This is a genomic window from Agrococcus carbonis, from assembly GCF_900104705.1.
GTDB classification, from domain to species: Bacteria; Actinomycetota; Actinomycetes; order Actinomycetales; family Microbacteriaceae; genus Agrococcus; species Agrococcus carbonis.
Genome location: NZ_LT629734.1, coordinates 1,008,891 through 1,021,857 on the forward strand (window position 1 = coordinate 1,008,891; position 12,967 = coordinate 1,021,857).

A 12,967-nucleotide genomic window follows, 5' to 3' on the forward strand; every position below is an offset into this window, starting at 1 on the left:
ACGACGGAGGGCGGGACCGCGGTCCCGCCCTCCGTCGTACGCCTCCGGTCAGCCCAGGCGGCGAGCGACGAGCTCGGCGAGCTGCACGGCGTTGAGCGCCGCGCCCTTGCGCAGGTTGTCGTTCGCGATGAACAGCACGAGGCCCTTGCCGGGCTCGGCCGACTGGTCGGCGCGGATGCGGCCCACGAGCGAGGGGTCCGCACCGGCGGCCTGCTGCGGCGTCGGCACGTCGACGAGCTGCACGCCGGGCGCCTGCGCGAGCAGCTCGTGCGCCTGCTCGGGGCTCAGGTCGCGCTCGAACTCGGCGTGGACCGCGAGCGAGTGGCCCGTGAACACCGGCACGCGCACGCACGTGCCGGCGACGCGCAGCTCGGGCCGCTGCAGGATCTTGCGCGACTCGTTGCGCAGCTTCTGCTCCTCGTCGGTCTCGCCGGAGTCGTCGTCGACGATCGAGCCGGCGAGCGGGAGCACGTTGTGGGCGATCGGCTGGGCGTAGACCGCGGGCGCGTCGAAGGTCACGGCGCTGCCGTCGTGCGTGAGCCGCTCGGGGTGCTGGCCGGCCGCCTGCTCGAGCTGGCCGCGCAGCTCCTCGACACCCGCGAGGCCGGAGCCGGAGACCGCCTGGTAGGTCGCGACGACGAGCCGCACGAGTCCGGCGGCGACGTCGAGCGGCTTGAGCACCGGCATCGCGGCCATGGTCGTGCAGTTGGGGTTCGCGATGATCCCCTTCGCGGCGCCGGCGATGGCGTGCGGGTTGACCTCCGAGACGACGAGCGGCACCTCGGGGTCCATGCGCCAGGCCGACGAGTTGTCGATCACGACGACGCCAGCCTCGGCGAACTTCGGCGCGAGCCGGCGCGAGGTGGCGCCGCCGGCCGAGAAGATCGCGATGTCGAGCCCGGTCGGGTCGGCCGCATCCGCGTCCTCGACGGTGATCTCGGCGCCGCGGAAGGCGATGGCCTTCCCCGCCGAGCGGGCGGAGGCGAACAGCCGCAGCTGCTCGATCTCGAGCTCGCTGGCGGCCAGCAGCTCGAGCACGACGCCGCCGACCTGGCCGGTGGCGCCGACGACGCCGATGCGCACCGGACGCGCGTCGCCCGGCTCCTCGAGCAGCGCGCGGATCATCGGCCGGTCCCGGCGTGCACAACCGCCTCGGTCTCGGCGTCGAGCGAGAAGGCCGTGTGCACGACCCGCACCGCGTCGATCAGCTGGTCGGCGCGCGTCACGACCGAGATGCGGATCTCGGAGGTCGAGATCATCTCGATGTTGATGCCGGCGTCGGCGAGCGCCTTGAACAGCACGGCGGAGACGCCCGCGTTCGTGCGCATGCCCGCGCCGACGAGCGCGAGCTTGCCGATCTGGTCGTCGTAGTGCAGCTGCTCGAAGCCGACGGCCTCGCGCTGCGCCTCGAGCGCGTCGAGCACTGCGCCCGCCTCCTCCTTCGGGAGGGTGAACGAGATGTCGGTGCGGCCCGTGGCCGCCTCGGAGACGTTCTGCACGATCATGTCGACGTTCGCGCCGGTCTCGGCGACGATCGTGAAGATGCGGGCGGCGGTGCCGGGCACATCGGGCGTGCCCGCCACGGTGACCTTGGCCTCGGACAGGTCGTGGGCGACGCCCACGATCATCGGCTCTTCCACTTGGGACCCCGCTCTCTCTGGGTCGTAGACGATCGTGCCGTCGTCGTTCGTGAACGACGAGCGCACGTGGAGGGTGACGCCGTGGCGGCGCGCGTACTCGACGCTGCGGATGTGCAGCACCTTCGCACCGCCCGCGGCCATCTCGAGCATCTCCTCGCTCATGATGCGGGGGATGCGCCGGGCCTTGGGGACCACGCGGGGGTCGGCGGAGAAGACCCCGTCGACGTCGGTGTAGATTTCGCACACGTCGGCGCCGAGCGCGGCGGCGAGGGCGACGGCGGAGGTGTCGGAGCCGCCGCGGCCGAGCGTCGTGATGTCGCCGGTGACCTTGTTGAAGCCCGCGAAGCCCTGCACGATGGCGATCTGGCCCTTGTCGAGCGCGTCGCGCACGCGGCTGGGCGTGACCGAGACGATGCGGGCGGCGCCGTGCTTGTCGTCGGTGAGCATGCCGGCCTGGCTGCCGGTGAACGAGACCGCCTCGGCGCCCTGCGCCTTGATCGACATCGCGAGGAGCGCCATGGAGATGCGCTCGCCGGCGGTGAGGAGCATGTCGAGCTCGCGCCCGCCCGAGGGCAGGCTCGGCACGACGGCGTGCGCGAGGTCGAGCAGCTCGTCGGTCGTGTCGCCCATCGCGGAGACCACGACGACGACGTCGTCACCGCGCCGACGGGTCTCGACGATCCGCTTCGCGACGCGCTTGATCCCCTCGGCGTCGCCCACGCTGGACCCGCCGAACTTCTGCACGATGAGGCTCACGTCGCTCCTGTTCCGCCCGGACCCCTCAGTCTAGGCTCTCGAGGGTGCCGCGATCGGCCGCTCGGCTCAGTGCTCGACGGCCCTGCGCCCCTCGAACGCGCGACCGAGCGTCATCTCGTCGGCGAACTCGAGGTCGCCGCCGACCGGCAGCCCGCTCGCGAGGCGCGACACCTTGACGCCGAGCGGCAGCAGGCTGCGGATGAGGTAGGTCGCCGTCGCCTCGCCCTCGACGTTGGGGTCGGTCGCGATGATGACCTCCTCGATCGACGCGTCCTGCAGCCGCGTCATGAGCGAGGCGACGCGCAGCTGGTCGGGGCCGATCCCCTGCATCGGGTTCAGCGCTCCGCCGAGCACGTGGTAGAGCCCGCGGTACTCACGGGTGCGCTCGATCGCGACGACGTCCTTCGCTTCCTCGACCACGCAGATGGTGGTCGGGATGCGGCGCGGGTCGCGGCAGATCGCGCAGCGCTCCTCCTCGCCGATGTTGCCGCAGATCACGCAGAAGCGCACGCGCTGCCGCACCGTCTGCAGGATGGTGGCGAGCCGGTCGACGTCGAACGACTCGGTCTGGATGATGTGGAACGCGATGCGCTGCGCCGACTTCGGGCCCACGCCCGGCAGGCGGCCGAGCTCGTCGATGAGGTCCTGCACGATGCCGTCGTACATGTCAGCGCTCCCCTCGCACCCGCGGGCGCTCCTCGATCAGCTCGGCGCCGAGCTCCTCCCGCACGACCGCCTCGCCGTAGCGCGCGGCCTGCGAGGCCGAGAGCTCGGGCTCGGGCCGCGGCGCGCTCGCCATCGCCTCGCGCATCGGCGACGGCGCTGCGGGCGTCGCCTCCGCCTGCGGTGCCGGGGCGGATGCGGCGGCGGGCGCCGGAGCCTCGGGTGCCGACACGAACGAGAAGGGGTCCGGCTCGGGCTCGTCGGGCAGCGGCTGCTCCGGGAGGTCCTCCGGCGGTGCATCGGCATCGGTCGGGATCGTCGCGACCGCCCAGCCGGTGACGGCCGCATCGGCGGCCGGGGCACCCGCGGCGGGCGTCGGAGCGGGGCGCCGCTCGCCATCACGCGCGCCGGCGCTCGCGCTCGTCGAGACGGGGGCGGATGCGCGCTGCGGCTCGGGAGCCGACGCCCGCGCCGTCGACGGGGCCGGCGTCGGCGACGGGGCCGGCGTCGGCGACGGAGCGACGGGCGCAGGCTGCGCGGCGGGAGGCGCCGACGCCGTCGCGGCTCGGTGCACCTCCTCGCCGGCCGACGGGGGCTGGCCGGCGGACGCGCGCGGGGTCTGCCGCGGCGTGCGCGGGACGTACTTCACCTCGATGCCGAGCAGCGCGGCGATGACGCGGCGGAGCGCGTCGGCAGGGCTCGGCCGCGTGCCCTGCGGCTCGCGGAACCGCTGCACGTCGGCATCCGACTGGAATCCGAGCAGCAGCACATCCCCGTCGCGCAGCTCGATCGGGGTGGTGTTGCTCACGAGCATCCACGCAGAGCGGTTCTGCTCGGCGAGCTGCTGCAGCACCTCGTCCCACGCGTCGCGCAGCTGCTGGAAGGTGATCGCCTCGGCGGGCACGGCGATCGGCGCCGCAGGCGCCTCGGCTGCCGGGGTTCGCTCCTTCGCGGTCGGAGCGGGCGCCGACGCGGCAGGAGCCGGCTCGGAGGCCGCAGGCGCGGGCGCCGACGCGGCGGGCGCCGACGGGGCGGGCGTTGCTGCAACGGCGGCGGCGGGCGACGGTGCCTGTGCGGGCGCCGGCTCGGCAGCAGAGGCGGTCGACGGCGCAGCCGGGGCGGTCGACGGCGCGGCCGGGGCGGCAACGGGCGCGGGCGCCGACCCGGCCACCCGTGCGGGCGCCGGCTGAGACGCGACCGGGGCGGCCGGCGCGCCGGCGCCGTCGAGCCGCTGCTCGAGCCGCTCGACGCGCGCGAGCGTGCCGACCTCGGGCTCGCCCGCCTCGGGCACGAGCAGCCGCGCGGCCATCAGCTCGAGGTGCAGGCGCGGGCTCGTCGCGCCCGCCATGTCGGTGAGCGACTTCGCGACGATGTCGGCGGCCCGCGAGAGCTCGGCGGCGCCGAAGCCGCCGGCCTGCTCGACGAGCACGCGCAGCTCGTCCTCCGGGACGCCGTGCAGGATCGCCGCGGGGTCGCTCGCCGCGTGCGCGACGATCAGGTCGCGGAGCCGCTCGAGCAGGTCCTCGACGAAGCGGCGCGGATCCTGACCGGACTGCACGACGCGATCGATCGACGCGAACAGCCTCGACGCATCCGCAGCCGACAGCGCGCCCACGATCTCGTCGAGCAGCTCGCCGTGCGTGAAGCCGAGCAGCGCGACCGCGTGCTCGTAGGTGACCTTGGACTCGGAGCCGGCGATGAGCTGGTCGAGCAGGCTCAGCGTGTCGCGCGCCGAGCCGCCGCCGGCGCGCACGACGAGCGGCAGCACGCCGGGATCGACCTGCACGCCCTCCTCGACGCACAGCTGCTGCACGTACTCGAGCATCGGCGCGGGGGCGATGAGCCGGAACGGGTAGTGGTGCGTGCGGGAGCGGATCGTGCCGATGACCTTCTCGGGCTCCGTCGTCGCGAAGATGAACTTGATGTGCTCGGGCGGCTCCTCGACGATCTTCAGCAGCGCGTTGAAGCCGCCGGAGGTCACCATGTGCGCCTCGTCGATGATGAAGACCTTGTAGCGGTCGCGGCTCGGCGCGAACGTGGCGCGCTCGCGCAGGTCGCGCGCGTCGTCGACGCCGCCGTGGCTCGCCGCATCGATCTCGACGACGTCGAGCGAGCCTCCGCCGTCGCGGCCGAGCTCGACGCACGAGTCGCACACGCCGCAGGGGTCGGGCGTCGGGCCCTCGGCGCAGTTGAGGCAGCGGGCGAGGATGCGGGCGCTCGTCGTCTTGCCGCAGCCGCGCGGACCCGAGAAGAGGTAGGCGTGGTTGACCCGGTCGGCGCGCAGTGCGGTGCGCAGCGGATCGGTGACGTGCGCCTGCCCGATGAGCTCGGAGAACGACTCCGGCCGATAGCGGCGGTAGAGGGCGGCGACCATGGATCCAGGCTACTTGCCGCCGGTGACGCGCGCGGTCGCGCCCGTCCCCGGACGCGAAGGACTCCCCGCGCACCCGCCAGAGCCCGGTTGCCCTTGCTTCGTCTCCGACCTGGGGGAGTTGGCCTGGATGGCGCCACGCGGGGAGCCGCATCCATCGTACCAACCGCGCGGGCCGCGTGCGCGCGCCGGCTGTAGCGTTGCCGCATGCATCCGCTCGCCGCCTCGGCCAGCCCCTTCGACCTCGCGTTCGGCCTGCCCCTGCATCCGCTCGCCGTGCACGTGCCCGTGGTGCTGCTGCCGCTCGGCGCCCTCGGCGTGCTGTTCGTGCTGCTCGTGCCGAGCCGGCGCGCGCAGCTCGCGTGGCCCGTCGTGGCGGTGCTCGGGATCGCGATGGTCGGCGCGCTCGTCGCGCGGCTCTCGGGCGAGGCGCTCGCGGAGCGCGTCGGCTCGCCCGGCCAGCACGAGCAGCTCGGCAATTGGACCCTCGCGATGGCGACGATCCTCTTCGCGGCGACGCTCGGGTGGTGGCTGTGGGAGCGGCGCGCGATCCGTCGGCGGCGGCCCACGGGCGTCATGGGGCTCATCGCCGGGACCGTGCTCGCCGCGGTCGCGATCGGCGCGGTGATCGTCGCGGTGCTCACCGGGCACACGGGCGCGACCGCGGTGTGGCAGGACCGCATCGCCCTGCCTGCGCAGACGGCGCCCGCGGGCGACGGCGGGGGCGCCGACGACGGAGCCGAGCCGGACCAGACCGAGATCACGATCGGCGAGGTCGCCCAGCACGACGACTCGGCCTCGTGCTGGGTGGCGATCGAGGGGACGGTCTACGACGTGACGACGTGGATCACCCGCCACCCCGGCGGGCCCGACCGCATCCTCGGCATCTGCGGCACGGATGCGACGGATGCGTTCACCGCGCAGCACGGCGGCGCGGCGCTGCCGGCCGAGCAGCTCAGCCAGTTCGCGATCGGCGCGCTCGCCGAGCGCTGAGCGAGCGCGTCGGCCCGACGCGCCGCTGCGCGGCTACTCGGCGCCCGAGGAGTCGACGAGCTCGGCCACCTGCCGCGCGATCTCGAGCTCCTCGTTCGTCGGCACGACCCACACCTCGATCGCCGAGCCGTCGGCCGAGATCCGCCGCTCGCCCGAGCCGGCGTTGCGCTCGGGGTCGAGCACGATGCCGAGCCCCTCGAGCCCGGCGAGCGCGTCGGCGCGCATGGGTGCCGAGTTCTCGCCGATCCCCGCCGTGAACGCGATCGCGTCGGTGCGCCCGAGGTGCGCGAGGTAGGCGCCGACCGTGCCGCGCAGCCGGTGCGCGACGATCTCGAGCGCCTCGACCGCGCGCGGGATCCCCGCATCCGCCGCCTGCCGCACGTCGCGCATGTCGCCCGTGCCCGTGAGGCCCAGCAGCCCGGAGCGCTTGTTGAGCAGCGTGTCGATCGCGTCGATCGACATGCCGGCCTCGCGGTGCAGGTGGAAGATGACGCCCGGATCGATGTCGCCCGAGCGCGTGCCCATCACGAGCCCCGCGAGCGGGGTCATGCCCATCGACGTCTCGACGCTGCGGCCGCCGCGCACCGCGGTCGCCGAGGCGCCGTTGCCCAGGTGCAGCACGATCGTGTTGACCTCCTCGAGCGGGCGGCCGAGCAGCTCGGCCATGCGGCGCGAGACGTACTGGTGGCTCGTGCCGTGGAAGCCGTACTTGCGGATGCGGTGCTCGGCCGCCACCGAGGCGTCGATCGCGTAGCGGTGGGCCGCGGGCGGGATCGTGAGGTGGAAGGCGGTGTCGAACACCGCGACGTGCGGGTGACCGGGGAACGTCGCGCGCGCCGAGCGGATGCCCTGCAGGTTGGCGGGGTTGTGGAGCGGCGCGAGGGGCGCGAGGTCGCCGATCTGCTGCGCGACGTCGTCGTCGATCGCGACCGCGCGGTCGAAGCGCGCGCCGCCCTGCACGACGCGGTGCCCGATGCCGATCAGGTTGGCGTCGTCGAGGTCGGGCCCGTGCCGGTCGAGCTGCTGCAGCACCCACCCGAAGGCGTGCTCGTGGTCGGTGATGACGCGCCGCTCGGTGACGCGCTCGATGCCGGGCGCCTCGTGGCGCGCCTCGCCGGTGGTCTCGCCGATCCGCTCGATGAGCCCGCTCGCGAGCGACGCTCCCGAGTCGACGTCGACGAGCTGGTACTTGAGGCTCGACGAGCCCGCGTTGATGACGAACACCGAGCGGGTCATGCCGCGCCTCCCCCGCCGGCCGCGCCGGCATCCGCCCCCTGCGCCTGGATCGCGGTGATCGCGATCGTGTTGACGATGTCGCTCACGAGCGCGCCGCGCGAGAGGTCGTTGACCGGCTTGTTGAGACCCTGCAGCACGGGGCCGATCGCGAGCGCGCCCGCAGAGCGCTGCACGGCCTTGTAGGTGTTGTTGCCCGTGTTGAGGTCGGGGAAGACGAACACCGTCGCCCGGCCCGCGACCGCGGAGTCCGGGAGCTTCTTCTGCGCGACCGCCGCATCCGCCGCCGCGTCGTACTGGATCGGGCCCTCCACCGGCAGCTCCGGCGCGCGCTCGCGCACCAGCTGCGTCGCCGCGCGGACGCGGTCGACCTCGGCGCCGCTGCCCGACTCGCCCGTCGAGTAGGAGAGCATCGCGACGCGCGGCTCGATGCCGAACTCGCGCGCGGTCGCCGCCGACGAGACCGCGATGTCGGCGAGCTCCTCGACGGTCGGCTCGGGGATGACGGCGCAGTCGCCGTAGACGAGCACCCGGTCGGCGAGCGCCATGAGGAACACGCTCGAGACCACCGAGACGCCCGGCTTCGTCTTGATCGTCTCGAACGACGGCTTGATGGTGTGCGCGGTCGTGTGGGCGGCGCCCGACACCATGCCGTCGGCGTCGCCCATGTGCACCATGAGCGTGCCGAAGTAGCTCACGTCGCGCAGCCGCTCCATCGCCTGCTCGATCGTGACGCCCTTGTGCGCGCGCAGCCGCTGGTACTCGGCGGCGTACTTCGGGCGCAGCTCGGCATCGTCGGTCGCGACGATGCGGGCGCCCGAGAGGTCGAGGCCGAGGCCGGCGGCGCGCTGGCGGATCGCCGCGGCGTCGCCGAGGATCGTGAGCCGCGCGATGCCGCGGGCGAGCACGGTGGATGCGGCCTGCAGGATGCGGTCGTCGTCGCCCTCGGGGAGCACGATGTGCCGCACGTCGCGGCGCGCGCGCTCGATGAGGCTGTGCTCGAAGATGAGCGGCGTGACGACGTCGGTCGTCGCGACCTCCAGCCGCTCGAGCAGCGCGTCGGCGTCGACGTGCTGCTCGAAGAGCGCGAGCGCCGAGTCGCGCTTGCGCTGCGTGCCGTCGATGAGCGAGCCGCGCGTACCGGCGATGCGGCGCGCCGTCTCGTACGTGCCGTGCGGGCTGCGGCCGATCGGCAGGTCGAGATCGAGGCCGTCGAGCAGGCGCTGCACCGCCGGGTGCAGCTCGAACCCGCCGTTCAGCACGATGCCCGCGATCGACGGGAAGGTGTCCGACTGCTGGGCGAGCAGCGTGCCGACCACGACGTCGGAGCGGTCGCCGGGCATGACGAGGATGCCGCCCTCGATGAGCCGCTCGAGCACGTGCTCCATCGACATGCCGGCGACGACGGTGCCGAGCGACTCGCGCGCGAGCAGCTCGGGCTCGCCGCGCACGAGCTCGGCCTCGACGGCCCGGAAGAGCGTGCCGACGCTCGGCGCGCTCAGCAGTGCGTCCTCCGGGATCGACCAGATCGGCACGTCGTCGGTCACCGCATCCGCCACCGCCGCCGGGATGCCGTCGATCGCGGCCGGGTCGGCGCGGTTGACGATGATGCCCGCGAGGGATGCGTGGGCGTGCGCGAGCTCGGCCGTCGTGACCTCGGCGAGCTGGCGCAGCTCGTCTGCGGAGCGGGAGGCGTCGGTCTCGGGGTGGTGGCCGCCGAGCACGAGCAGCACCGAGGCGCCGAGGTTCGCCGCGACCCGGGCGTTGAAGCCGAGCTCCGTCGGGCTGCCGACGTCGGTGTAGTCGCTGCCGACGATGACGATCGCGTCGAAGCGCTCGTCGATCCGGTGGTAGCGGTCGACGATCGTCGCGAGCGCCGCGTCGGCGTCGTCGTGGACCGCGGCGTAGGTCGTGCCGATCGCCTCCTCGTAGTCGAGGTCGACCGCGTCGTGCGCGAGCAGCAGCTCGAGCACCCGGTCGGGCTCGTCGTGCGAGCGGGCGATCGGGCGGAAGACGCCGACCCTGCTGACGCGGCGGCTGAGCGCGTCGACGAGGCCGAGCGCGACGATGGACTTCCCGGCGTGGCCCTCGGGCGAGGCGATGACGATGCGGGTCGGCACGCACCCAGGGTAGTGCCGAAGAAAGGTCACGAAACGGTAACGGTTTGAGCCTAGGCTCAGCGGTTCCTGAGGCTGGGTTCAGGATGGAGCGCGATGCCAACGACGGCATCGGCACCGAAGGGATGAACGTGACCTCACACAGCACAGCGCGGAGAGCGCTGCGTCGCGTGACCGCCATCGGGACGGCGATCGCGCTCGGCGCGAGCGCTGCGGTCCTGAGCGCGGCCACCGCGAACGCGGCAGCAGCACCGGGCTCCACGCTCGACTTCGAGGACGGGCGCTACATCGTCGTCCTCGCAGAAGACGCCCTCGCCACCTATGAGGGCGGCATCACGGGGCTCGCCCCGACCGCGCCGCAGCGCGGCGGCGAGCTCGACACCGACTCGCGCGCGGCCCGCGCGTACGCCGCGCACCTGAACGACCGCCACGAGGACGTCGCGGCCTCGGTCGGGGCGACCGTCGCCGCCGACCTCACGGCGGCCGTCAACGGCTTCGTCGCCGACCTCACCGCCGAGCAGGCCGAGGAGCTCTCGCGCCAGCGCGGCGTGCGCTCGGTCGAGGCCAACGAGATCCTGCAGCTGCAGAGCTCCCCCGCCAACGACTACCTCGAGCTCGGTGAGCTCTGGAACCAGGTCGGCGGCATGGGCGAGGCAGGCGCGGGCGTCGTCGTCGGCGTGCTCGACACGGGCATCGCGCCCGAGAACCCCTTCTTCGCGGGCGAGCCCCTCGGCACGACCCCCGGGGACGAGCCCTACCTGGTCGGCGACGTCATCACCTACGAGAAGGGCGACGGACAGGTCTTCACCGGCGTCTGCGAGACGGGCCCCGGCTTCACCGCCGAGGACTGCTCGACCAAGATCGTCGGCGCCCGCTTCTTCCTCGACGGCTTCGGCGCGAGCCGCATCGGCACCGAGTCCCAGGTGCCCGGCGAGTACGCCTCGCCGCGCGACGGCGACGGCCACGGCTCGCACACCGCCTCGACGGCGGCGGGCAACGCGGATGTCGCGATCACCTCGGTCGGCGGCGCCGACCTGGGCACCATGTCGGGCGTCGCGCCCGAGGCGCGCATCGCCGCGTACAAGGTGTGCTGGTCCGGTCCGGACCCCTCGACGACCGATGACGACGGCTGCGCCTCGACCGACCTCGTGCAGGCGATCGACCAGGCCGTGTACGACGGCGTCGACGTGATCAACTACTCGATCGGCGGCGGCGCGGCGACCTCGGTCGTCACCTCGACCGACCTGTCGTTCCTCGGCGCCGCGGCGGCCGGTGTGTTCGTGTCGGCCTCGGCCGGCAACTCGGGCCCCGGTGCCTCGACGCTCGACCACGCCTCCCCCTGGTACACGACCGTGGCCGCCACGACCGTGCCGAACTACGAGGCGACGATCACCTTCGCCGACGGCTCGAAGGTCGCGGGCGGCTCGATCACGGTGCCGTTCGACGGCTCGGTCACGGGCGAGACGGTCTACGCCGGCGACATCCCCGCTGCCGGCCAGACGGCCGCGCGCGCGGCGCTGTGCCTCCCCGGCACGCTCGACGCGACCGCAGCGGTCGGCAAGATCGTGCTCTGCGACCGCGGCGAGAACGCGCGCGTCGAGAAGTCGGAGGTGGCCGCTGCGGTGGGCGCCATCGGCGTCATCCTCGCGAACGTCACCCCCGGCTCGATCGACCTCGACGACCACGCCGTCCCCACGGTGCACATCGACGCGCAGTACCGCGACCAGGCCCTCGCCGCCGCGAAGGCCGGTGAGACGGTGACGCTGACGCCGGGCAACACCTCTGGCGAGCAGACGCCCGCTCCGGTGGTCGCCGGCTTCTCGTCGCGCGGTCCGGCGCTCGCCGACGGCTCCGACGTCATCAAGCCCGACGTCGCCGCCCCGGGCGTGGGCATCATCGCCGCGGCGTGGCAGGCTCCGGGCGGTCCCGACCGCTTCGAGTTCCTGTCGGGCACGTCGATGGCCGCCCCGCACATCGCGGGCCTCGCCGCCGTCTACCTGTCGGAGCACCCGACGGCGTCGCCGGCCGAGGTGAAGAGCGCGCTCATGACGAGCGCGGAGGACACCGTGCGCGCCGACGGCAGCCGCGAGACCGACCCGTTCGCGCAGGGCGCGGGCATCGTCGACTCGCCGGCGTTCCTGAACCCGGGCCTGGTCTACGAGAACGGCACCGAGGACTGGTTCGGCTACCTGCGCGGCCTGGGCTACGGCCTGCCGGACGCCTGGGTGGGTGAGCGCATCGACCCGAGCGACCTCAACATCCCGTCGATCGGCATTGGCGCGCTCGCCGGCTCGCAGACGGTCACGCGCACGCTCACCGCGCTCGAGACGGGTACCTACCAGGTGTCGGTCGAGGGCGTCGCGGGCATCGACGTGTCGGTGTCGCCGCAGGTGCTCGAGTTCACCGAGGTCGGCCAGGAGCTCTCCTACGAGGTCACCTTCACGACGGCCTCGGCCGAGCCCGAGCAGTGGGCGAAGGGCTTCCTGACCTGGTCGAACGACGCGAACGCCGTGCGCTCGCCGATCGCCGTCCGTCCGCTCGCGATCGTCGCCCCCGAGTGGGTCGAGGGCGAGGGCCGTCGCGCCAGCATCGACATCGAGGGCATCGCCGGCACGTCCGGCACGCTCACGGCGTCGACCGCGGGCTTCGCGAAGTACCAGACGCTCGGAAGCGACCGGGGGGCGACGGGCGCCCAGTTCGTCTACCCGGTGACGATCCGCCAGGGCGAGCTCGTGCACGACTTCGTGCTCGACGGCGACGAGTCGGTCGCCGACCTCGACCTGTACATCTACCGCCTCAACGCGCAGGGCCAGGCGGTGGAGCAGTGGGTCGGCGGCACCGCATCGGCCGACGAGGCCGTGCTGCTGGAGGACCCGCAGCCCGGCAACTACGTCGCGCTCGTGCACGTGTACTCGGCGGGCGGCGCCTCGACGCCGTTCCTGCTCGAGCACGCGGCGGTCACCCCGAACGGCGGGAAGGGCAAGCTCACGGTGAGCCCCTCGAGCCAGCAGGTGGAGACCGGCGACGCATTCTCGCTCGACCTGAGCTGGAACGGCCTCGGCGCCAACGAGCAGTACCTCGGCGTCGTGCTCTACGACCTCGACGGCTCGACGGAGCGCACCTACGTGTACGCCGAGTCGGCTCCCGGCCCGCAGACGGGCCGCGGCCAGATGCCGTAGCGGTTCGATCGGAAG

8 protein-coding genes and 1 other RNA gene are annotated in these 12,967 nt (G+C 73.5%); 2 read left to right on the forward strand and 7 right to left on the reverse strand.

Annotation, left to right across the window (positions count from 1 at the left end; translation table 11 throughout):
* Window positions 1-48 precede the first annotated feature (48 nt).
* The 5 genes from BLT67_RS04840 to ffs form a co-directional block, all read right to left on the reverse strand.
* Window positions 49-1,125 carry an aspartate-semialdehyde dehydrogenase gene (locus tag BLT67_RS04840; protein ID WP_092665970.1) on the reverse strand — a complete coding sequence of 359 codons (1,077 nt, stop codon included), beginning with the start codon at window positions 1,123-1,125 and terminating at the stop codon, window positions 49-51.
* Window positions 1,122-2,396, reverse strand: coding sequence for an aspartate kinase (locus tag BLT67_RS04845; protein WP_092665971.1), 1,275 nt, complete (start codon window positions 2,394-2,396; stop codon window positions 1,122-1,124). The genes BLT67_RS04840 and BLT67_RS04845 overlap by 4 nt, the downstream gene beginning before the upstream one ends.
* A gap of 66 nt (window positions 2,397-2,462) precedes the next feature.
* A complete protein-coding gene (gene recR, locus BLT67_RS04850; RefSeq protein ID WP_092665972.1) occupies window positions 2,463-3,062 on the reverse strand; it encodes a recombination mediator RecR in 600 nt (199 codons plus the stop codon).
* A 1-nt stretch (window position 3,063) separates the two neighbouring features.
* Window positions 3,064-5,433: a DNA polymerase III subunit gamma and tau gene (locus tag BLT67_RS04855; RefSeq protein WP_092665973.1), complete on the reverse strand. Its 2,370-nt coding sequence runs from the start codon at window positions 5,431-5,433 to the stop codon at window positions 3,064-3,066.
* 53 nt (window positions 5,434-5,486) lie between these two features.
* Window positions 5,487-5,583: signal recognition particle sRNA small type (ffs, locus tag BLT67_RS04860), an RNA gene on the reverse strand.
* A 54-nt stretch (window positions 5,584-5,637) separates the two neighbouring features.
* Between ffs and BLT67_RS04865 the strand changes: the two genes are divergently transcribed.
* Window positions 5,638-6,423, forward strand: coding sequence for a cytochrome b5-like heme/steroid binding domain-containing protein (locus tag BLT67_RS04865; protein ID WP_092665974.1), 786 nt, complete (start codon window positions 5,638-5,640; stop codon window positions 6,421-6,423).
* Between the two features lie 33 nt (window positions 6,424-6,456).
* Here BLT67_RS04865 and BLT67_RS04870 read toward each other — a convergent pair whose 3' ends face one another.
* Window positions 6,457-7,659 carry an acetate/propionate family kinase gene (locus tag BLT67_RS04870; protein WP_092665975.1) on the reverse strand — a complete coding sequence of 401 codons (1,203 nt, stop codon included), beginning with the start codon at window positions 7,657-7,659 and terminating at the stop codon, window positions 6,457-6,459.
* Window positions 7,656-9,776 (reverse strand): phosphate acetyltransferase, encoded by a 2,121-nt coding sequence (gene pta, locus BLT67_RS04875; protein ID WP_092665976.1) that lies wholly within the window; start codon window positions 9,774-9,776, stop codon window positions 7,656-7,658. The genes BLT67_RS04870 and pta overlap by 4 nt, the downstream gene beginning before the upstream one ends.
* A gap of 167 nt (window positions 9,777-9,943) precedes the next feature.
* Between pta and BLT67_RS04880 the strand changes: the two genes are divergently transcribed.
* Window positions 9,944-12,952: a S8 family serine peptidase gene (locus tag BLT67_RS04880; protein ID WP_172801984.1), complete on the forward strand. Its 3,009-nt coding sequence runs from the start codon at window positions 9,944-9,946 to the stop codon at window positions 12,950-12,952.
* Window positions 12,953-12,967: the final 15 nt, after the last annotated feature.

Coding starts and splice junctions, on each gene's coding strand:
- BLT67_RS04840 (WP_092665970.1), bottom strand. CDS start 1,125: ATGATCCGCGCGCTGCTCGAGGAGCCGGGCGACGCGCGTCCGGTGCGC.
- recR (WP_092665972.1), bottom strand. CDS start 3,062: ATGTACGACGGCATCGTGCAGGACCTCATCGACGAGCTCGGCCGCCTG.
- BLT67_RS04855 (WP_092665973.1), bottom strand. CDS start 5,433: ATGGTCGCCGCCCTCTACCGCCGCTATCGGCCGGAGTCGTTCTCCGAG.
- BLT67_RS04865 (WP_092665974.1), top strand. CDS start 5,638: ATGCATCCGCTCGCCGCCTCGGCCAGCCCCTTCGACCTCGCGTTCGGC.
- BLT67_RS04870 (WP_092665975.1), bottom strand. CDS start 7,659: ATGACCCGCTCGGTGTTCGTCATCAACGCGGGCTCGTCGAGCCTCAAG.